This window comes from Pseudomonas sp. 06C 126 (assembly GCF_001855215.1).
In the GTDB taxonomy this organism is placed as follows: Bacteria; Pseudomonadota; Gammaproteobacteria; order Pseudomonadales; family Pseudomonadaceae; genus Aquipseudomonas; species Aquipseudomonas proteolytica.
In genome coordinates this window covers 142,525-162,750 of the sequence record NZ_MIFU01000130.1, presented here as the reverse complement: position 1 = coordinate 162,750, position 20,226 = coordinate 142,525, and the positions used below count along the sequence as shown (strand labels likewise).

The 20,226-nt window shown below is 62.8% G+C and carries 18 protein-coding genes and 1 pseudogene; 2 read left to right on the top strand and 17 right to left on the bottom strand.

Going from position 1 to position 20,226, the window contains the following annotated elements; translation table 11 throughout:
* Positions 1–6: 6 nt before the first annotated feature.
* The 14 genes and pseudogenes from BHC62_RS24885 to BHC62_RS24825 all read right to left on the bottom strand — a co-directional run bounded on the left by BHC62_RS24885 (position 7) and on the right by BHC62_RS24825 (position 12,748).
* On the bottom strand, positions 7–1,254 hold the full coding sequence (locus BHC62_RS24885) for an NAD(P)/FAD-dependent oxidoreductase (protein WP_224791170.1): 1,248 nt from the start codon (positions 1,252–1,254) through the stop codon (positions 7–9).
* A 57-nt stretch (positions 1,255–1,311) separates the two neighbouring features.
* Entirely contained in the window at positions 1,312–3,624 is a 2,313-nt protein-coding gene (locus BHC62_RS24880) for an MMPL family transporter (RefSeq protein WP_070996523.1), read from the bottom strand.
* Complete coding sequence (locus BHC62_RS24875; protein WP_071610065.1) at positions 3,614–4,273, bottom strand: outer membrane lipoprotein carrier protein LolA; 660 nt, start codon at positions 4,271–4,273, stop codon at positions 3,614–3,616. Before BHC62_RS24875 ends, BHC62_RS24880 begins: the two co-directional genes overlap by 11 nt.
* Before the next feature lie 279 nt (positions 4,274–4,552).
* Positions 4,553–4,633: pseudogene (locus BHC62_RS29140) on the bottom strand (outer membrane lipoprotein carrier protein LolA); the annotation flags it as partial.
* A gap of 149 nt (positions 4,634–4,782) precedes the next feature.
* Positions 4,783–5,211, bottom strand: a complete 429-nt coding sequence (locus tag BHC62_RS24870; protein WP_029296114.1) for a thioesterase family protein — start codon at positions 5,209–5,211, stop codon at positions 4,783–4,785.
* Positions 5,204–6,748: a histidine ammonia-lyase gene (hutH, locus tag BHC62_RS24865; protein ID WP_070996521.1), complete on the bottom strand. Its 1,545-nt coding sequence runs from the start codon at positions 6,746–6,748 to the stop codon at positions 5,204–5,206. Before hutH ends, BHC62_RS24870 begins: the two co-directional genes overlap by 8 nt.
* Entirely contained in the window at positions 6,729–7,667 is a 939-nt protein-coding gene (locus BHC62_RS24860; protein WP_070996519.1) for a glycosyl transferase, read from the bottom strand. Before BHC62_RS24860 ends, hutH begins: the two co-directional genes overlap by 20 nt.
* Complete coding sequence (locus BHC62_RS24855) at positions 7,664–8,398, bottom strand: glycosyltransferase family 2 protein (RefSeq protein ID WP_070996517.1); 735 nt, start codon at positions 8,396–8,398, stop codon at positions 7,664–7,666. The genes BHC62_RS24860 and BHC62_RS24855 overlap by 4 nt, the downstream gene beginning before the upstream one ends.
* Before the next feature lie 122 nt (positions 8,399–8,520).
* Positions 8,521–10,191, bottom strand: coding sequence for an acyl-CoA synthetase family protein (locus tag BHC62_RS24850; protein ID WP_070996515.1), 1,671 nt, complete (start codon positions 10,189–10,191; stop codon positions 8,521–8,523).
* Positions 10,188–10,733 (bottom strand): membrane protein, encoded by a 546-nt coding sequence (locus BHC62_RS24845; RefSeq protein WP_029296124.1) that lies wholly within the window; start codon positions 10,731–10,733, stop codon positions 10,188–10,190. Before BHC62_RS24845 ends, BHC62_RS24850 begins: the two co-directional genes overlap by 4 nt.
* The gene (locus BHC62_RS24840; protein WP_003209389.1) at positions 10,730–10,984 is read right to left on the bottom strand and encodes an acyl carrier protein; all 255 of its coding nucleotides are present in this window, start codon (positions 10,982–10,984) and stop codon (positions 10,730–10,732) included. Before BHC62_RS24840 ends, BHC62_RS24845 begins: the two co-directional genes overlap by 4 nt.
* Before the next feature lie 9 nt (positions 10,985–10,993).
* Entirely contained in the window at positions 10,994–11,263 is a 270-nt protein-coding gene (locus BHC62_RS24835; RefSeq protein WP_070996513.1) for a phosphopantetheine-binding protein, read from the bottom strand.
* Positions 11,241–12,053 (bottom strand): 1-acyl-sn-glycerol-3-phosphate acyltransferase, encoded by an 813-nt coding sequence (locus BHC62_RS24830; RefSeq protein WP_029296130.1) that lies wholly within the window; start codon positions 12,051–12,053, stop codon positions 11,241–11,243. Before BHC62_RS24830 ends, BHC62_RS24835 begins: the two co-directional genes overlap by 23 nt.
* Positions 12,029–12,748: a beta-ketoacyl synthase chain length factor gene (locus tag BHC62_RS24825; RefSeq protein ID WP_070996511.1), complete on the bottom strand. Its 720-nt coding sequence runs from the start codon at positions 12,746–12,748 to the stop codon at positions 12,029–12,031. The genes BHC62_RS24830 and BHC62_RS24825 overlap by 25 nt, the downstream gene beginning before the upstream one ends.
* A gap of 348 nt (positions 12,749–13,096) precedes the next feature.
* Here BHC62_RS24825 and BHC62_RS24820 point away from each other — a divergent pair, with 348 nt between their 5' ends.
* Positions 13,097–13,867: a ParA family protein gene (locus BHC62_RS24820; protein ID WP_029296134.1), complete on the top strand. Its 771-nt coding sequence runs from the start codon at positions 13,097–13,099 to the stop codon at positions 13,865–13,867.
* A gap of 355 nt (positions 13,868–14,222) precedes the next feature.
* Here BHC62_RS24820 and trxC read toward each other — a convergent pair whose 3' ends face one another.
* Entirely contained in the window at positions 14,223–14,657 is a 435-nt protein-coding gene (gene trxC, locus BHC62_RS24815) for a thioredoxin TrxC (protein ID WP_070996509.1), read from the bottom strand.
* Positions 14,658–14,958: 301 nt separating this feature from the next.
* Between trxC and BHC62_RS24810 the strand changes: the two genes are divergently transcribed.
* Complete coding sequence (locus BHC62_RS24810) at positions 14,959–15,360, top strand: type II toxin-antitoxin system HigA family antitoxin (protein ID WP_029299232.1); 402 nt, start codon at positions 14,959–14,961, stop codon at positions 15,358–15,360.
* A gap of 6 nt (positions 15,361–15,366) precedes the next feature.
* Here the strand turns inward: BHC62_RS24810 and selO are convergent, their stop codons facing one another.
* Entirely contained in the window at positions 15,367–16,830 is a 1,464-nt protein-coding gene (gene selO / locus BHC62_RS24805; protein ID WP_070996507.1) for a protein adenylyltransferase SelO, read from the bottom strand.
* Positions 16,831–16,878: 48 nt separating this feature from the next.
* Positions 16,879–20,217: a mechanosensitive channel MscK gene (mscK, locus tag BHC62_RS24800; RefSeq protein WP_029299229.1), complete on the bottom strand. Its 3,339-nt coding sequence runs from the start codon at positions 20,215–20,217 to the stop codon at positions 16,879–16,881.
* Positions 20,218–20,226: the final 9 nt, after the last annotated feature.

Genomic DNA, 20,226 nt, shown 5'->3' with positions numbered 1-20,226 from the left:
GGCTGCTCATAGGTTTTCCCCCGCACAGATTTCCGAAAGCATCCGCAAACGGCGCTTGGGTTCGCTGACAAAGGGGTTGCGTTCGTCCCAGGCATAACCGGCGAGGATCGAGCTGATCATGCGGCGGATTTCCGGGGAGCTGCCAGGGTGGTAGATCACATCCTGGAACGTGCCGGCGTACCAGCCTTCGACGTAGCAACGGAAGGTATCGACCCCGCGCTTGAGCGGTTCGGCAAACTCGGTCTGCCAGTCCACGCTCTCGCCTTTGAGCTGGCGATGCAGGACGCCTGCGGCCATGCTGGCCGAGCGCATGGCGATGGTCACGCCCGAAGAGAACACCGGGTCGAGGAACTCCGCCGCGTTGCCCAGCAGCGCAAAGCCGGGGCCGTGCAAGGTGGTGACGTTGGCCGAGTAGCCGCCGATGGTCCGCGCTGGGGTATCCCACACTGCGTTCGCCAGAACGTTGGACAGGCTCGGGGTTTGTTCGATAAAACCGCGCAGGCAGGCATCGAGATCCCCATCACAACCGTCGAAATGCTCCTTGGCCGCGACCACGCCCACCGAGCAGCGCCCGTTGCTGAACGGGATGGTCCAGAACCAGATATCACGCTGGGTGGGGTGGGTGGTGATGAGGATCTTGGTGCGGTCGAAGCCTGGGTGTTCGATACGGTCTTCGACATGGGTAAACACCGCCTGGCGCAACGGGAAGTTCGAGGGTGCTTCCAGGTTCAGCAGGCGGGGCAGCACGCGGCCGTAACCGCTGGCGTCGAGCACGAAGCCGGCCTTGATGTGGTATTCGCGGCCATTCTCGCGGCGCACATGCAGGTAGCGGTGGCCAGCGGCGAAGTCCACGCCGACCAGGGTCTGGCCGTAACGGATCTCTACGCCCTGCAACGCCGCCTGATCGGCCAGCAACTTGTCGAAATCGGCCCGCTGGACCTGGAAGGTAGTGGGTTTGCCTTCACTGAACGTGTCACCGAAATCAAACGCACTGTAGCGCTCGCCCCAGGCAAACGCGGCACCGGTTTTCAGCTGGAAGCCGGCGGCGTTGACCGCCTCGAGCATGCCGGCTTCTTCGATAAAGTCGATGCAGTGGGACAGCAGGCTCTCGCCGATGGAAAAACGCGGGAAGTGCTCGCGCTCGATGATCAACACATCATGCCCGTTACGCTTGAGCAACGCGGCCGCAATGGCACCGGACGGGCCGGCACCGATCACCACGACCTGGCGACGTTCCATTTCAACTGTGGGCACTGTGGCTCCTTGCCGGGTTGGCGATCATCACATTCAACTGAAAAAAATTAGTGGGCATCATGGCGCATGTTCCTGGCGGCCGGCCCAGGGTGCCAGCATAAAGCTGAAGGCCAGGCCCAGGCTGACCGACAGGCCGAAGTTACTCACCGCCGGGGTGCTGGAGACTGCCAGCAAACCAAAGGACAGCCAGGTGGTGACGGCGGCCAGCAATGTCCCCAGCAGACTGACCGCGGCACCGCCGATCTGTTCGCGCATGAGGATCGCATAATCGACGCTGATCGCTGTGACCAGCAGCAGGCCAAACAGGCTGAACAGGGTCAACGGTTGCCCCAGCCAACCGAGGCTGGCCAGGCTGCACAGGGCGGCCAGCAGCGGCAGGGCGACAATCCGCAGTGCGCCGCCCAGGCCAAAGGGCAGGACCAGCAGCAAGACGATCAGTACACAGGACAATAATTTCAATTCGGCGGCGCTGACCTGAGTCGCGGCAAATACCTGGTTCAAGTCGCCGAGGCGGTCTACCAGCTCCACCCCCGGTAAGTCCTGGGCCTGGATCCGCAGCAGCGCCGGGTTGTTCAGACCTTGCAGGCTGACCATCGCTGCCACGCCGCCATCGACATTGCCCAGCCACAAAAGGCGCCAGGGCTCGGCCAATGGTCCGTTCAGGGCGGCGTCGATATCTGCGGTGGGCAGCGCCTGCAGTTGCGCCAGCTCGGCTTGCAGGGCGCTGGCGGGGATGCCGAGGTCCAGCAGCGGTTGCCACAGCGCCGGCAATTGCGAGAGGGCCTCGTGCACTTGCTGCTGTTGGCTGGGGGTGCTGACCAGTTGATTGAGCGCCAGGTAACCCTGCAGCTTGTCCATGTGCACCAGTTGATCCAGGCGTTGGCTCAGGGCAGCCTGGCGTTCCAGCAACTGCTGTTGATTGTCCGCCCGCACCAGGAAGAACTGGCTGGTGGGCTGGTAGCCGGTAATCCGCGCAATGGCCTGGGCCTCTTGCAGTAACTGCGGCGGCGCGCCGATCCACTGGCGAATATCGTTCTTGCTGTTCAGCTGCCACAGGCCACCGGCGCAGAACAGCAGGGCCAGCACCAGCAGCGCCTGGCTTGGCAGGCGCTTGAGCAGCGACTCGCGCACTCCCAGCAGGAACTCGGCGACCCGCAGTGGCCATTGCGCCGGGCGCAGGTCGATGCCGTTGAGCAGCGCCGGTAACAGGCACACTGCCGACAGATAGGCGCCCACCAGGCCGGCGGCGGAGAATACCGCGATCTGGGTCAGCGCCGGGAATGGCGTCCAGGCCAGGGCCAGGTAGCCGATGCAACTGGTGGCCAGGCTCAGGCTCAGGCCCGGCAGGGTCAGGCGCAAGGCCGGCCAACTGCGCCAGGGTTGCAGGCTCCAGCTCTTGGACAGGTAATGCAGTGGGTAGTCGACCGCTACGCCGATCAGGCTTGCGCCCAGCACCAGGGTCATTACATGCATATGGTCAAACAGCGCCACGCAGGCGACTGCGCCAAACAGCATGCCCACCAGCACCGGGACAAAGGCCAGCAACACGCGCCAACGGCGGAACGCCAACAGCAACAGCAACAGAATACCCGCGGTCGCGCCGCCGCCGACCCAGGTCATCTCGCGGCTGGCCTGCTGTTGACCGTTGGCCGCGTACAGCAGGCCGCTGGCGGCAAGCAGTTGCACGCCTTGCTCGCTGCCCTGGTCGCGGCTTGCTTGCAGGAGGTCGGCGACTTGCAGCGGCAGTTTCATATCAAAGGCATTGCCCTGGGTACGCGCGCGCAGCAGCACCCAGCTTTGCCCGTCGGCATCGGCGATCAACGCGCCGCTGCCGATATCCAGCTGCACCGCGCCGTGTTGCGGCTGGCTGTTCTGGATGCGCCCGGTCAGGCCCAGCCAATCGTCCTGGCTCGACACCAGGCTGAAGCCGGTAAAGGGGTCGAACAGTGTCTGCACCCGCTGCTGGATAAAGGCTTCGGGCTCGGCGATCAGCTGTTCGCGGTCCTTGGCCGAAAGCATCGCCAGGCGCCCTTGCAGCAGTTGCTGGCGCAGGGCTGGCAGGTCGGCCTGCAGGGTCCAGGTGACCTTCTCAAACAGGCCACTGGCTTGCCAGCGCTCACCCAGTTGTTGGGCCATGGTCAGCGCTTGCTGGCGCTCGGCATGCCCGACCAGCACCAGCATCTCGCGGTTCAGCGGCTCTTGCATGCGTTGCTCGGCCGCCAGTTCCAGGGCGTTCGGGGTGTTGCCCGGCACCAGCTCCATCAGGTTCGCCGACAACGGCGCGCCATGGCGCCATTGCCAGCCGGCCAGGGCCAGCACGGCCACCAGCAGGATCAGGAACAGACGCGGCAACCAACGCTCACTGGGCAAAGTCGTGTTGCTCCGCGTCGCTCAAGGGTTGTGTGCTGGTGCTGTCCTGCATGCGCAGCAGGGTACTGTCGCCCTGGGTTTCCAGCAGTTCGATGGTGTGCACCAACTCGCCGCCATCGATATTGATCTGGGTGAACACTTGCTTGAGCAGCAGCGAGCGTGGGATCAGCCTGAGTTTCCAGGCCTTGGGCTCACCTTGCAGTTGCAACTCGAAGTCGCGCTGCAGGCCACTGCTGTCGCCTTGCAGCACAGCAAGGAACAAACGGTTCTGCTCAGCGCCGGCGCTTTTGTTCGGCAGGGGCTGCCAGCCGTTGGCATCGCGGCGGGCTATGCCTTGGGCGTTGATGCGATAGTCCTGTTGCAGCGGGGTTTTGAGCAGCCAGAGCAGGCCGTGGTCCCGAGCCAATACGAAGGTGCCTTTGCTGGTCAACGGCTGGGGCAGGGCACGCAGGTGTTTCTCCTGGATGAAACTGCCGTGGATCACCGAGGGCTTGGCCAACTGATCGCTCAGTTGTTGCAAGTCGAAGGCATAAGCCCCAAAACTCAAAAACAACCCAACCCCTGTAGGAGCGAGCTTGCTCGCGAAAAAACTGAGGGCGCCGCGCCGTGTCAGGCGCCCCGCGTTATCGTTGACGACTATCGCGGGCAAGCCCGCTCCCACAGGGAAGTCCTTTCGACGCCCCTCTGTAGGAGAGAGCTTGCTCGCGAAAAACCCGAGGACGCCGCGCAGTGTCAGGCACCCCGCGTTATCGTTGACGACCATCGCGGGCAAGCCCGCTCCTACAGGGAGGTCCTTTCGACACCCCTCTGTAGGAGCGAGCTTGCTCGCGAAAAACCCGAGGGCGCCGCGCAGTGTCAGGCGCCCCGCGTTATCGTTGGCGACCATCGCGGGCAAGCCCGCTCCTACAGGGAGGTCCTTTCGCCGCCCCTCGGTAGGAGCGAGCTTGCTCGCGAAAAACCTGAGGGCGCCGCGCAGTGTCAGGCGCCCCGCGTTATCGTTGGCGACCATCGCGGGCAAGCCCGCTCCCACAGGGAAGTCCTTTCGACGCCCCTCTGTAGGAGCGAGCTTGCTCGCGAAAAAACCGAGGACGCCGCGCAGTGTCAGGCGCCCCGCGTTATCGTTGACGACCATCGCGGGCAAGCCCGCTCCCACAGGGGTCAGCATTTCAGGGCCCTTTCGACGGCGGTGGTGAATACGCTGGGCGAGGCCAACTGCATTTCGCGGCTGGCGATTTCGACGGCCACTTGCACGGTGCTGGCGCGGGTCAGGCGTTCGCCGCTGGCAAGGTCGGTGATCAGGTAGTTGACCTTCAAGCGGTTCTCCCACTCCACCAGGCTGGCGCGCACGTTGATGGTCTGGCCAAAGGTGGCGCCACGCACGTAGCGCAGTTGCATGTCGATCACCGGCCACGCATAGCCGGATTCGAGCATCGCCGTGTAGTTGTGGCCGAGCTTGTCCAGCAGCGCGCAACGGGCGATTTCCAGGTATTTCACGTAATGGCCGTGCCAGACCACGTTCATCGTGTCGATGTCGAAGAACGGCACGAGGATCTGCGTGTCGCTGTGCAATACGCCGGGGCTACGCATGCAGCCTCCAGTGTTGCGCAGCGATACGTTGCAGGCACAGGCGCAGTTCGCCTTCCAGGGCGCGGTCTTCAATCACCGGCGGGAAGTCCTTGGCCAGCTCGATGTGCATGGCCGCCAGGGCCGGCGGCAATGGCCGTGCATCTTTGACCTGGGCGCGCAGCCACACGCCCTGGTTGGCGGCGAGCAAGGTGGCGGCGGCCACCTGTTCGGTCAGCTCCAGCACGCGGATCGCATCGCGGGCGGCGATGGTGCCCATGCTCACCTTGTCCTGGTTGTGGCACTCGGTGGAGCGCGAGAACACGCTGGCCGGCATGGTGTTTTTCAATGCTTCGGCAGTCCAGGCGCTGGTGCCGATCTGCACAGCCTTGAAACCGTGGTTGATCATCGCGCGATCCGCCGGGGCGCCCGACAGGTTGCTCGGCAAACCATGGTTGTAACGCTCGTCCACCAGCAGTGCCAGTTGCCGGTCGAGCAGGTCGGCGACGTTGGCCACCAGGTTTTTCAGGCTGTCCATGGCAAAGGCGATATGCCCGCCGTAGAAATGCCCACCGTGCAGCACGCGCTCGGCTTCGGCGTCGATGATCGGGTTGTCGTTGGCGCTGTTGAGTTCGATCTCGATAAACGAACGCAGCCAGTTCAGGCTGTCGGCCAGCACGCCGAGGACGTGGGGCGCGCAGCGCAGCGAGTAGCGGTCCTGCAAACGGTGCAGCGGCGCGGTCGGGGCGTCGATGGCCAGGTCCTTGCGCAGCCAGGCCGCAACCTGCATCTGCCCGGGGTGCGGCTTGGCGGCGAACAGGCGATCGTCAAAGTGCTCCGGGTTGCCTTGCAGCGCCACCACGTTCAACGCGGTAATACGCGTGGCCAGTTGCAGCAGGTAGTCGGCGCGGGCAAAGGCCAGGCAGGCGAGGCCGGTCATCACTGCGGTGCCGTTCATCAGTGCCAGAGCTTCCTTGGGCCGCAGCACCAACGGTGTCCAGCCCAGCTCGCGGTGGACGTCGGCGGCCTGGCGGCGCTCGCCGTGGAACAACACTTCGCGCTCGCCGGACAAGGTTGCGGCCACGTAGGACAGCGGCGTCAGGTCGCCGCTGGCGCCCACCGAGCCCTCTTCGGGGATCAGCGGCAAGATGTCGTGTTCAAGGAACGCATGCAGGCGCTCCAGCAGTTCAACCCGTACCCCGGACACGCCATGGCACAGCGACTGCAAGCGCGCCGCCAGCACCGCACGGGTGGCCTGGGCGTCGAGCAACTTGCCCAGGCCGCAGCCGTGGAAGGTGTACAGGTGACGCGGCAAAGCCTCGACATGCTGCAACGGTACCGCCACCACACACGAATCGCCGTAGCCGGTGGTCACGCCGTAGATCACGCCTTCCTTGTCCAGCAGCGAATCGAGGAACTGCGCGCCCTTGGCGATGCGCTGGCGGTAACCGGCATCGTCTTGCAGGCGGGTAGGCGCCTGACGGTTGGCCAGGGCCAGCACGTCTTCGATGCGCAAAGGGAGTTCGCCGAAGGTTACCGGCTCAAGCAGATGCGTCGTCATCGGTCTTCCAGAAAGGGTAAAAGTTGAACCATTGTTGGGGCGCTTGCAGGCAGAACTGGCCCAGGCGCTCGGCATAGCGGGCGGTCCAGTGGGCGATTACGTGCTGGCGGTCGCTGCGTTTCCATTCGATCAATTGGGCGAAGGGCTCGATGATCAATCGATAGCGCCCCTGGTGCTTGAGGCACATCAGCAGGTTGACCGGGCATTTGAGCAGACCGGCCAGCAGCCATGGGCCCTGGGGGAATGCCGCGTCATGGCCGAGAAAGTCCACGCGCACCGTGCGCCCGCCATGCAGCGGGATGCGGTCGCCGGCAATCGCCAGCCATTCACCGTCGTCCAGGCGCTGGCTGAGCAGCAGCATCACCGCCGGGTCCAGTTCGCTGACCTGGATCAGGCGCAGGTTACTCGCCCCGGCTTCGCCCAGCAGGCGGTTGAACTGTTCGGCATGCTTGGTATGCACCAGCACGTTCATGGTGACTTTCTCGCCCAGTTCCGCCAGGGCGCGGCACACTTCCAGGTTGCCCAGGTGGGCGCCCACCAGCATCTGCCCGCGCGCGCCGCGCAGTTGCCCGCGCAGTTGGGCGGGGTCGATGATTTCGATCTGTTCCAGGCGCAGCTTGCCGTTCCACACATCGAGCTTGTCCAGCAAGGCGTCGGCGAAGGCCATGAACTGGCCGAAGACCTTGGTGTAGCTGGGGCGCAGGTCGTCGCGCCCGCTCCAGTCGGCCAGGCGCTGCTGGTATTGCCAGATGCTCCGGCGCGCGGTGCGGCCAAACAGGAAAAAGTACAGGACGATGCCATACAGCAACGGGCTCAGCAGCCGGCGCCCGAGCACTTTGGCGGCGAACGCGGTGAGTTTCATCAGCCAGAAACTGCCGCGCTCCTGGCGGTCGGCCCAATGCCGGGGGCTGTCGCTCATGCCTGCCACCGTCGCCACAGAATCAACGGCGCACGCATCAACATGCCGAAGAACAGCCGGGTGTGCATCGACGAAATCAGCAGGTTGTCGTGGAACAGCCGAAAGTGCGAGAGGCCATCGGCCGGGTAATGCACCTTGGTCGGCAGCCAGCGCATCGGCTGGTTGCGCCACGACAGGCGCACGAGGATGTCGGAGTCGAAATCCATGCGCTTGCCGATCCGCGCCGAGTCCATCAGCGCCAGCACCGGAGGCAGGGGGTAGATGCGAAAGCCGCACATCGAATCGCGGATTTGCAGGGACAGGCTGTTGATCCATACCCAGAAGTGGGTCAGGTAACGCGCGTAGAGACGGCCCTTGGGCACGCTGTCGTCGTATTCGGGGTAGCCGCAGATCACCGCATCAGGGTGGGTGCGTGAGGCGTCGAGAAACAGCGCGACTTCGCGCAGGTCGTGCTGGCCGTCGGCGTCTACTTGTAGGGCATGGGTAAAGCCCAGGCGCGCGGCTTCGCGAAAACCGGCCATCACGGCTGCGCCCTTGCCTTGATTGACGGGCAGGGTCAGCAGCGACACGTTATCCAGGCTGGCCAGTTGCGCCAGCACCGCCGCGCAGGCCGGGCTGCTGCCATCGTCCACCAGCAGGCAGGGCAGGCCGTGTTCCAGCAGGCTACGGACCACGGCGGGCACGGCGGCTTCGTGGTTGTAGACCGGGATCAGGGCGCAGGGGTTATGCATGATCGGGGTTCCCTGCGAGACCGAGTTGCCTGCATCGCAGGCAAGCCAGCTCCCACATCTGGAATGCGTACCCCATGTGGGAGCGGGCTTGCCCGCGATTGAGCGCGAAGCGCTCATCCGACTTATACATGGGAGTTCTCCAGCAAAACCCGCCCACTGGAGCACGCCGCACTGTCGTTGCGATAGGCAAAGTACAACTTGCCGCGCTCGCGATCAAAACGCAGGTGCAGTTCGATCACGTCGCCAGGGCGTACCAATTGCTGGAACTTGAGCACTTCCATGCCGGCAAAGGTCGGCGGCAGGTCGAGCAGTTGCTGGCCCAGGTTGAACGCCCATTCCACCTGCACCACCCCCGGCAATACCGGCGTGTGAGGGAAGTGCCCGCTGAAGTAGGCCAGGTCCGGGGGGATGCTCAGTTGCAGGGTCCATTCGCCGTCAGTCTCGACTTGCGCCAGCACTTGCGGGGCCTTGGGGCGCGGCGCCAGTAGCAGGGCTTCGATCTGCGCCTGGGGCAGTTTGCCCTGGGGGTTGAACGGCAGCTGCCGCAACAAGCGCCAGCGACGGGGCAGGGCCAGGGCTTCGCAGTGTTGGCTCAGGTGTTGGCGCAGGACCTGGGTGACGCTGCGCCGGCCTTGGTTACGCAGGGCGTGCAGGCCGTCGCCACTGAGCACCACCAGGGCGCCGAGGGAGGCGCGGTTTTCCTGGACCACCCCCAGGCGCGCTTCCGCAACCCACGCGTGCTCGGCCAGGGCGTGTTCGAGCATGGGCAGGGAGATGCGTTTTTCTTCCAGCTTGACGATCCGATCCAGGCGCCCGAGCAATTCGAAGCGGCCGTCGGCGTAGATCTGGGCGGCGTCGGCAGTCTGTTCGACATGCCCGGCCGGCAGGTACGGCGAGGCAATGCGCAAGGCGCCCTCGGCATCCTGGCTCAGGCATACATCGGCAAACGGCTGCCAGGGCGTTTGGCCCTGGCGCCAGGCAATGCCGCCGGTTTCCGAGCTGCCGAGGATCTCGGTCGGCCACTGCTGCAGGCGTTGGTGCAGGCTGTTGGCCGCGTCGATGGGCAGCGCACCACCGGAGGAGAACACGCGCTTGACGCTGCTCAAGGCCGCCCAGTCGAGGTTATCGCCCATGCGTTTGAGCAGGGCCGGGCTGGCCACCCAGGCAAAATGCGGGTGCTGGCGGCTGATGCGCTGCACGTCCTCGGGGAACGGCAGTTGCTGGCGCACAAAGCTGCGACCGGCGCACAGCGGCCACAGCACGCGGAACAGCAGGCCATAGATGTGTTGGGTGGCGACGCTGCCGATGATGCACGCCTGGCCCAGGTCGGCGCCCCACAAGGCTTCCAGGGCCCGCACCTCGTTGGCCAGTTGGCGCAGGGTCTTGTCGATGCGCTTGGGCTCGCCGCTGGAGCCGGACGTGCACAGGCCCAAATGGCAGGCGTCCAGGTCCAGGGCGGCGGCGGCCAGCGGCGGTTGGTAGAGCGCATCCAGGTCGCCCGCTTCGGTCAGCCAGGCGTCAACATCAGCGGCCCAGCGTTGGCGTGTCTGGGGTTGCAGGTCGGCGGGCAGCAACACGCTGACCCCGGCCTGCCAGGCGCCCAGCAAGGCAATCGCCAGCTCGCCGGCGTCGTTCAAGTGCACCGCCAGGCGCTGGATGCCGCGGGCTTGCAGGCCGGCCGCCAGGCTCAGGGCCCGTTCGCACAGCTGTGCGTGGTTCATCGCAGGTTCGGTGGTGACCGAACGCAGTTCCACAGGCTCAAGCAACAGATGCTCAAGATTGACCCAATTCATACGCGGCCTCGAACCCTTTGTCGTACCAGCCATTCCACGGCAAACAACAGGCCCATCAAGCCATAGGCGATCAGGCCGTTGTACAACATCCACCAGCTCAGCGGTGCCCACAGGGTGAGCGCGGCGGCGAGCAGGCCGTTACACAAGAAAAACACACTCCATACCACGGTGACCTGGCGCGTGTACGCAATAGCCTTTTGCGGCAGATGCGGGTCGCTCAGGCGCGCCAGGCGCTCGACCATCGGCGGGCCGTATTTCAGGCTCAGGCCGAACAGCGCGAGCATGAAGGTGCTGACCAGGCTCGGGTACCAGCGCAGCAGTTGCGGGTTGTCGAACCAGGCCAGCAGCAGGCAAAACACCACCGCGACAAAGGCCATCCAGCCACTGCCGGGGCGCCGTGCGCCGGTCAGCGCGCGCAACAGCCACAGGCAGGCCAGCAGCAGGCCGAATTGCCAGGGCGCGAAATGCTCCGTGCCGTAATACACCGCAAAAGGATACAGCAGCCCTACCAGCAACAGGCCAAGGCCGATCAGCCGGCTCATGCGGCCGGTTGGACCAGACGGTAGACCGCCTCGACCACGTCATTGACCGTACGCACGGCCTTGAACTCTTCGGCGGCGATTTTCTTGCCGGTCTGGCGCTTGATATGGTCGATCAGGTCCACCGCATCGATGCTGTCGATTTCCAGGTCCTGGTACAGGTTGGCGTCGAGGGTGACCCGCTCCGGCTCCAGTTCAAACAGTTCCACCAGGGCGTCGCGCAGGGTGTTGAAGATATCGTCACGAGTTTGCATGGTCGGGTCTCAAGCTGCCTGTCTGGCCGTGACGAACGCCGCAAGGCTGGCCACGTTGATAAAGTGATTGCGGGTGTCCTTGGCGTCGGCATCGATCTTGATACCGTACTTTTTCTGGATCGCCAGGCCCAATTCCAGGGCATCTACCGAATCCAGGCCCAGGCCTTCGCCGAACAGGGTTTGCTCGCTGCCGATGTCGCTGGCGTCGATGTCTTCCAGGCCCAGGGCCTCGATGATCAGGGTTTTAATGTCGTGCTCAAGGCTGTTGGGGTTGCTCATCTTCGGCGAGCTCCTTAATGAAATAGTGATGCAGGTAATCGTTGAGCTTGCGTGAGGCCTGGGGTGCGGGCCCTTGTGAGGCAAACACCTGTGGGTCTATATCGGCCCCCACCTGCAAACTGAAGTGAAAGCGGCGGTTGGGGATGCGATACCAGGGCTCGGCCTTGGTCAGCGTGGTCGGGCTGACCTTGAGCACCACGGGGGTGATTATTGTCGCACCGCGCAGGGCGATGGCGGCGGCCCCGCGATGAAAGGCCGGCGGCGCGCCTGGCACGGTGCGGGTGCCTTCGGGGAAGATGATCAGGGTCTGGCCGTCACGCAGGGCGCCTGCGGCGGCATCGAGCATGTCGATGCTGCCGTCGTTGCTGATATAGCCGGCATCGCTCACCGGCCCCCGGGTGAAGGGGTTTTGCCACAGGCTTTGCTTGACCACGCAATTGGCCTGGCGCACCAGGCCGATCAGCACCACCACATCGATCAGCGACGGGTGATTGGCGATGATCATCTGCCCGGGGCGCCCGAGTTTTTCGGCGCCTTCGACGCTGTAGGTCAGAATGCCGGCGCGGTACATCATGTTGATAAAGAACCAGAACAACCGCCCGATGGTCAGGCGCGCGCGACGTTGGTGTTGCTGGGCGTCCCCCGGCAGGCAGCTGAGCAGCGGAAACACCAGCAGGCGCAGGCACAAGCCGCCCAGGCCGAACAGCACGAAGCTGGCCGCCGTGGCGAACAGGCGCCAGTAGTAGGCGTCCCGGGGCTTGTCGGTCAGGGTTTGCGTTGCCAGTTCCATACTCGGTTCTTCCAGGCATGTTGGCAGGCACCTTGCTCGTCGAGCAGGGTGCACAGCAGGTTCAGGGCGTGGGGCCACTGGGTCTCGGTGGGTTGGACCGTTGCGGTGTGCAGCGCCAGTTGCCATTCGTCGCCTGGGGTCAGCAGCAGGCCCAGGGCATAGGGGAACGGCACATCATTGATCCAGCGCGTGTAGGCCGGGGGTGGCTGTTCTTCGGTAATCACCAGCAGCACGGCCGGCGCGCCTTCGTTGAGCAGGGCCGCCGCTTCGAGAATGCCGTGCTCCAGGCCGTCGCCTGCCGCTGCCAGGGCGGTCATTTCGCTGGTTTCATTGCGCAGGATCGACCATAGGCCAATCACCGCATTGTGCACCGACAGGCTGAACTGGGTGGGCGACAGGGGCTGGTCATTGGCCAGGTCGCTGAGGATATCCAGGGTGCGCGGGGTTTCGCCATGACGTGAAACAAACACCAGCGGCAGGTCCTGCAGGCCTTCTGCCAAGGGCCAGCCGACGCTGAAGGCCATCCGGGCCAGGCGGCTCAGGCGCCGGCGCTGCATGGCTGGCAGGAACGACACATCGGGCGCGGCATCGCTTTGGGCCAGCAACGTCGGGGCCTGGCACCAGTCGCGCCAGGCATCCACGCTGTCGAGCCCAGGGGCCCAGGCGCGCCATTGGGCGATGTTGAAATTGATCACTGAGAAGATTTCCCGCCCCTGCGGGCTTCCTTGTGCTGCAGTTTGCCCCGCAATGGCGGGACATGGCGCGATGGCCGAGTGGCGCGCATTATCCCGGTGCGGTGGGGTTCTAGCAAACTTTGGTAAAGAATTGTTCACGAGATATTACAAAGTCAGCGAAATGAATCATCGATTCTCCGCCAATGGCTGTAGGTGTTTGGTGTCAGGCAGGTCTGTGTTGGTTGGCGTAATACGAGATAGTTATGCGGGATCGATCCTCTGATGCTGTAGTACATGCTTGATCAAGGTAGCGAGCGGGCGCTTTTGCCCTCTACACTCGGGCATTCATTGATACACGGAGGTTTTTCCATGCGGCGCGTGGTGTTCAATCAAAAAGGCGGCGTTGGCAAATCCAGCATCGCCTGCAACCTGGCGGCGGTCAGCGCCAGCGAAGGCTATCGAACCCTGTTGGTGGACCTCGATGCACAGGCCAACTCGACCCAGTACCTGACGGGGCTGACGGGTGACGATATCCCCATGGGCATTGCCGATTTCTTCAAGCAGACCCTGTCATCCGGGCCGTTTTCGAAGAAAAACCAGGTGGATATCTACGAAACCCCATTCGACAACCTGCACGTCATCACCGCCACCGCGGAACTGGCGGACCTGCAGCCCAAGCTTGAGGCCAAGCACAAGATCAACAAGCTGCGAAAACTGCTTGATGAATTGGCCGAGGATTACGACCGGATTTACCTGGATACGCCGCCGGCCCTAAACTTCTATGCGGTTTCCGCGCTGATTGCAGCTGATCGCGTGTTGATCCCGTTCGATTGCGATAGTTTTTCGCGCCAGGCGCTGTACGGCCTGCTGGCGGAAATCGAAGAACTCAAGGACGACCACAACGAAGGCCTGGAAGTGGAAGGCATCGTGGTCAACCAGTTCCAGGCCCGGGCGAGCCTGCCGCAGCAGATGCTCGACGAGTTGATTGCCGAAGGCCTGCCGGTGTTGCCGGTGTACCTGGCCAGCTCGGTGCGCATGCGCGAGTCCCACCAGGAAAGCAAACCGCTGATCCACCTCGACCCGCGCCACAAACTGACCCGACAGTTCGTGGAGCTGCACAACCTGCTGGAAAACACCTGATCTGAAGGGTGAACACGCTCGATGTGGGAGCTGGCTTGCCTGCGATGACGGTGTGCCAGCTTGCATATCCATCAAGCTGCCCCTCGCCATCGCGGCATAGGTATCTACACAACTTTCAGAAACTGACGAACTCCCCTGTGGCGAGCGGGCTTGCCCCGCGCTGGGCTGCGAAGCAGCCCCAAAACCAGCCGCTGCGGTGTATCTGGTACAACGCATTCGTCTTATTGGGGCTGCTTCGCAGCCCAGCGCGGGGCAAGCCCGCTCGCCACAACTGCGCTATCTGTCTGGATTTAGGCGTTGCTGCAAAGTTGTGTAGATACCTATGGCCATCGCGGGCAAGCCCGCTCCTACAGGGTTACACCCCTTGGCTGCGCAACCAGCTCATCAATTGCGGTAGCGCAAACGCGCCGCTCTGGCGTGCCACTTCCCGGCCATTCTTGAACAGGATCAGGCTGGGAATCGAGCGAATCCCCAATTGCGCCGAAAGCTGCTGGTTGGCCTCGCTATCGAGCTTGGCCAGCCGGCACTTGCCCGCCAACTGCCCGGCCGCCTGTTCAAACACCGGCGCAAACGATTTGCACGGCCCGCACCACTCTGCCCACACATCCACCAGCAGCGGCAAGTCGCCCTTGATCTGGCTGGAATAGTCGCCCTGTTTCAGTTCAAACGGTTTGCTCAGCAACACCGGCTGCTTGCAGCGCCCGCACTTTGGGGCATCGCCCATGCGTTCGTGGGGGATGCGGTTGAGGCCGTTGCAATGAGGGCAGGGGATTACCAGGGGATCGGACATGGTGGGATTCCGTTGAAGTTGCCAATGAACTCTATTTGGAGCCAAGACCGAAATTATCAAGGCTCGGCGGTGGCGACGCATGTGTTCACATTTTTGCCTGTGCGCACGTTTGGCCGCCTACCTAGGCTACGTATGCAAGTTTGAGATTGCGCCGCTGTTCTGCTGAGCACCTATCGCATATTGCGATAATTTGATGCCGAGACTAACCTCCATAGCAAGATGCGATAAGGATATTGCATGCGAGTAATCAGTGTGAGACCCATTCGAAATTCCAAGGGCAAGTGGAAGGAGTGACAGGAAAATGAGCGTATTGATTGAGCAGGCTGTTGAGCACTGGGAATTTGTGTCACCGCTGTTGCGCAAGCCCAAAAGCGAGGCTGACTACGATGTGCTGGTCGAGGCCCTCGACGAATTGCTGGATATTGTCGGGGACGACGAAACCCACCCCCTGATGGGGTTGGTGGATATTATCGGCGACTGGGTCGAGGCCTACGATCTGGAGCATTGGCCGATACCCGAGGTGAGTGGTGTCGAAGTGTTGCGGTCAATGATGCAGGAGCACGGTTTGACCCAGAGTGATTTACCGGGCGTAGGTCCTCAATCGGTGGTCTCTGAAATTCTCAGTGGCAAGCGCCAGCTCAACGTGCGACAGATTCGTTGGCTGGCAGAGCACTTTAAAGTGCCTGTGGATATGTTCATCTGAAAAGAGCTATGACGAACAACTGATCTCCAAATGCTTGCCCCAATCGGGCGGCCGCTGGGCGTACTGCTCCATCCCTGGCTGTTCTTCAAATGGTTTGCTCAATACCTCATGCAGCCTGTGCACTTCGCTGTAGTCGCCGGACTCGGCGGCGGTGATGGCGTTTTGTGCAAGGTAGTTGCGCAGGATGTACAGCGGGTTCACTGCATGCATCCGCTCGCGGCGTTCTGCCTGGGGGCTGTTGCCATCGCGCTCGACACGGGCTTTATATAGGTCTGCCCAGGTATCGAACCCATTGAGGTCAACAAAGTCATCGCGCAACTGCGCCACGGCCAGTGCGGCGGACTCATCCCCCAGGCGGCGGAAGAACAAGGTGTAGTCCACGCCGCTGTTTTGCATCAGTTGCAGCAAGCGCTCTACCAGTTTCTGGTCGTCGTCTTCGGCAGTGGTCAGGCCCAGGCGGCGGCGCATCAGGTCCAGGTAGTGGGCCTGGTAGAGCGGCAGGTACAGGCCCAGGGTTTCGCGCAGGGCTTCAACGCTGATATACGGCGTCAACGCCTGGGCCAGGGCACTGAGGTTCCACTGGCCGATCGGTACCTGATTGCTGAAGGAATAGCGGCCTTCATGATCGGAGTGGTTGCAAATGAAATGGGCGTCGAAGTCATCGAGGAAGGCAAACGGCCCGAAGTCGAAGGTAATACCCAGGATCGACATGTTGTCGGTGTTCATCACCCCATGGCAAAAGCCATAAGCCTGCCACTTGGCGATCAGTTCGGCGTTGCGCTCGACAATCTCGCGGAACATCGCCAGGTACGGCTCGGGTTGCTCCTGGCATTCGGGGAAGTGCAATTTCAGCACGTGTTCGGCCAGTTGCTGGTGCAACTCGGTTTTCTGGGTGTAATAGAAGTATTCGAAGTGCCCAAAGCGGATATGGCTCGGCGCCAGGCGCAGGACCATGGCCGCACGTTCCTGTTTTTCGCGCCATACCGGGGTGTCGGAGCCGATCACGCACAGGGCGCGGCTGCTGGGGATGCCCAGGGCGTGCAAGGCTTCGGAGGCGAGAAACTCGCGGATCGAAGAGCGCAGCACCGCGCGGCCATCACCCATGCGTGAGTAAGGCGTTTGCCCCGCGCCCTTGAGGTGCAAGTCCCAGTGTTCGCCCGCCGCGTTATATACCTCGCCCAGCAGCAAGCCGCGACCATCCCCCAGTTGCGGGTTGTAGGAGCCAAATTGATGCCCCGAATAGACCATCGCCCGTGGTTCGGCCTCGGCCCACAGCTTGTGGCCACCGAACAGTTCGGCGAACACCGGTGTCTGGGCGACGGCTGGGTCGAGATCAAGCAGGGCCATGGCGGCACTGCTCGCCACCACCAGCCGTGGCGCGTCGATGGGCTCGGGCAGTACGTGGGTTGAGAAACCATCGCCCAGGCGGGCGAAGCGGTTGTCGAAGGTCAGGTCGTCGAGGGCTTTCACCGGCCATCTCCAGCAGAATGTCCGAGCATTCTGCTGGGGATAAAGCGGTTAGTCGAGTTTGGTCGGCGGAGTGGGTTGTGGCGAGCCGTCATTGGCCGGCTTGCTCAGGGGTTCGATTTCCACCAGTTTGTATTCCTGGCCGTGCAGGTTCTTCAGGTAAACCTCCATCTGCCGGAACGAGATATTGATGCTCTGCTTCTTGAACTCACGATTGATGAAGCGGTTGACCTCATCGATCACCGGGTTGCGGTCGCCCAGGTCGCGCACATGCATGCGCAATTCGTGGTCCAGGGTACTTTCGCCGAAGTTGAGGAAGTACACGTGGGGTTCCGGGTCTTTCAGGACGCGCGGGTTATCCCTGGCGGCCTTGAGCAACAATTCCTTCACCAGGTCCAGATCGGAGCCGTAGTCCACGCCGAGCTTGAGAGTGACCCGGGTGATGGTGTCGGTCAGCGACCAGTTGATCAGTTGCCCGGTGATAAAGGTTTTGTTCGGGACAATGATGTCCTTGCGGTCAAAGTCGGTGATGGTGGTGGCGCGGATGCGGATCTTGCTCACCGTGCCCGACAGGTTGCCGATGGTGATGGTGTCGCCGATGCGTACCGGGCGCTCGAACAGGATCATGATGCCGGAGATAAAGTTGGCAAAGATCTCCTGCATACCGAAGCCCAGGCCCACCGACAGTGCGGCCACCAGCCATTGCAGCTTGTCCCAGCTCACCCCGAGGGTCGACAGGGTCGACACAAAACCCACACCGGCAATGACATACGACAGCAAGGTGGTGGTGGCATAGGCGCTGCCCTGGGCCAGGTCCAGCTTCGACAGCACCAGCACTTCCAGCAGGCCCGGCAGGTTGCGCGCCAGGGCAAAGGTGATACCGATGATGATCAGCGCGCCGAGCATGTCGCCGATGCTGATGGGCACCATGCTGATATTGGCGCCGGTACCGCTGGTGTATTCGTAGAGGGTGACGTTGTCCAGGTAGGAGAACACCGAGATCAGGTCGGACCAGACCCAGTACAGCGCCGCGATAAAACCGCCGAGCAAGGCCAGGCGAATCAGGCGCATGGATTGTTCGTTGACCTGCTCGATATCCAGGGTCGGTTCCTCGATCACCACTTCGCCGTCGCCGGCTTCCTTGGCGGCCTGGCGTTTGGCCAGTGCGCGGGAGTAGGCCAGGCGCCGTGCGGCAACGCCCAGGCCACGGACGAAGGTGGCTTCGATCACCAGCCAGAACATCAGCAGGTACAGGGTGTTGATCAGGCGGTCGCTGAGTTTGAGCGCGGTGTAGTAGTAGCCAAAGCACACGGCAATAAACAGCGCGATGGGCAGCGCGGTAAACGCGACGCCGACGACCTTGCGAAACAGTGAGGCTTTTTCATGGGTCGGGCTGTTGAGCAGCAGGCGGCTGAGCAGCCAGGCCATCAGCCCATAACAGGTGAGGACTACGGCGATGCCCAGCACATCATCGGCCAGGGCCGCCGGTTGATGCTCGGCGATGGACACCACGGCCACCAGCGCCAACACCACCAGCCCCAGTTTGCGGATCCAGCCCTGGAGGAATTCGACCTGGGGTTTTTCCCAGCGGAAATGCAATTCGGCCACGCCACCCGGCGCGAGGATCCGGTAGGCGGTGTAGAACACCAGCCACGCCTGGGCGATCTGCACCAGGGCCATGCCCAGGTTGGCGTTCTGCCCACGCGCATCGATTTGCAGGGCATAGCCGCACAGCGCCAGGCCGAGGGTCACGGGCAAGGCCAGCAGGATATTCACCAGGATCGCGACCGGGGTGTGCCACTGGCTGTCACGCTTGAAGTGACCGATATCCATGTGGATTTTCTTCAGCCGGTCATACAGGTTGCTGCGCCGCCACAACAGTGCGCCGATCAGCAGCAGCAGGGGCAAAAACAGCAGCGGGCGCTGGGCCAGGCCGTCGTACAGTTCGCTGAGGCTGGAGGCCCAGGGCAGGGTGTCGACCTGTTTGCTCAGGCGGTTGGGCACGCCTTCGAGCCATTCGACGTCCAGCGGTTTGTTGCTGGGGATCCAGAACATCTGTTCGTCGAGGGTCGCGCGCAGGCTGGCGGCGGTGCTGAGCAGTTGCTTCTGGTTCAGTTGCAGGGTGATGGATTCGTTGAGCAGCGAGCTCAGTTCCCGGCTCAGGCGTTCGAGCAAGTCGCTGCGGGTCACGGCCAGTTCCAGCAGGGTGCGGCGCAGCTGTGGCGTGACCTGGTCCTCTGGCTGGTCGGCCAGCAGGTTGTCGACGTAGGCGCTCGGTGAACTGATCAGCTCGCGCTGCTGGTTGACCTCGAATTGGTACAGGCGAATGTTGGCGATATCGTCGGCCAGGTCGCGATCGACTTTCAGGCGCGGCAAGGCCTGCTTCTGTTTATAGAGGATTTTCGACAGCAGCAGGCTGCCCTTGAGCACGTTGATCTGCTCGTCCAGGGCCGAATCGCTCTGGGTCACATTGTCCAGCAACTGTTTGGTTTGCAGGTTCTGCTGGGTCAGCTCATTGAGCCGGTCAGTGCTTTTGAGCAGGTAGTCGGACAGCTTCAGGTTGGCTGCGCTTTCCGTGGCCAGCAGGCTGCTGCCGCCGGCCTTCTGTGCCTCGATGGACTGCTGGGTCACAGTTTCCTGGGACTGGGCCAGGCGTTTCTGGTTGATCAGGGTTTGCAGGTCCTGGATTTCCTGCTCCAGGCGCGCGGTTTTTTCCACCGCCAGGTCATGCTGGCTGTTGCCCAGGTCTTGCAGTTGGCTATTGCCGGCCAGTTCCTGGCGGCGCAGCGGGATCAAGGCGTTGAGCGCCGCCAGTTCGGCGTTCAGCAGGTTGCGCTGGTCGCCATTGAGCGGTTTGCCATTGTCCTTGCCGGCCTTGAGGATGCTGTTGATTTGCTGGATGCGCGTCTGGCTGTTGCTGATTTCGGTCTGGGCGCGCTCGGGGCGGGTCTGGGCGGCGATGCTCAGGCTGTTAGCGTCGGCCAACTCTTTTTGCAGGTCGCCTTGCTGGGTGCTGCGCTGCACCAGCAGTTGTTCGAGCTGCGGCACCGGCAGGCTGGCGTAGCGTTGGGCCACCGGGACAACCTTGGTGCCCTTGAGCCGGGCCAGTTCACGGGCGTTTTCCGTGGTCTGGCGGGGTGCATCTTGCAATTGGCGCTTGAGATCGCTCAGGCGTTGCTCGTAGTCCTGCTTGTTGCCCAGCAACGTCAGGGTCTGCTGCAAAACGTTCTGCAGCGCCTTCATGTCGGCGTCGGGCAGTTTGCGGTCCGGCAGCTTGTCCAGGGTCTGTTGCACACTCTCGATGCTTGGCGGGTCGGCGGCGAACACGGGGCTGACGCAGAGACTCAGGCCCAGCAAGGCAGTGGCTAAAAAAGTGCGCAGGATTGTCATAGAGACCGG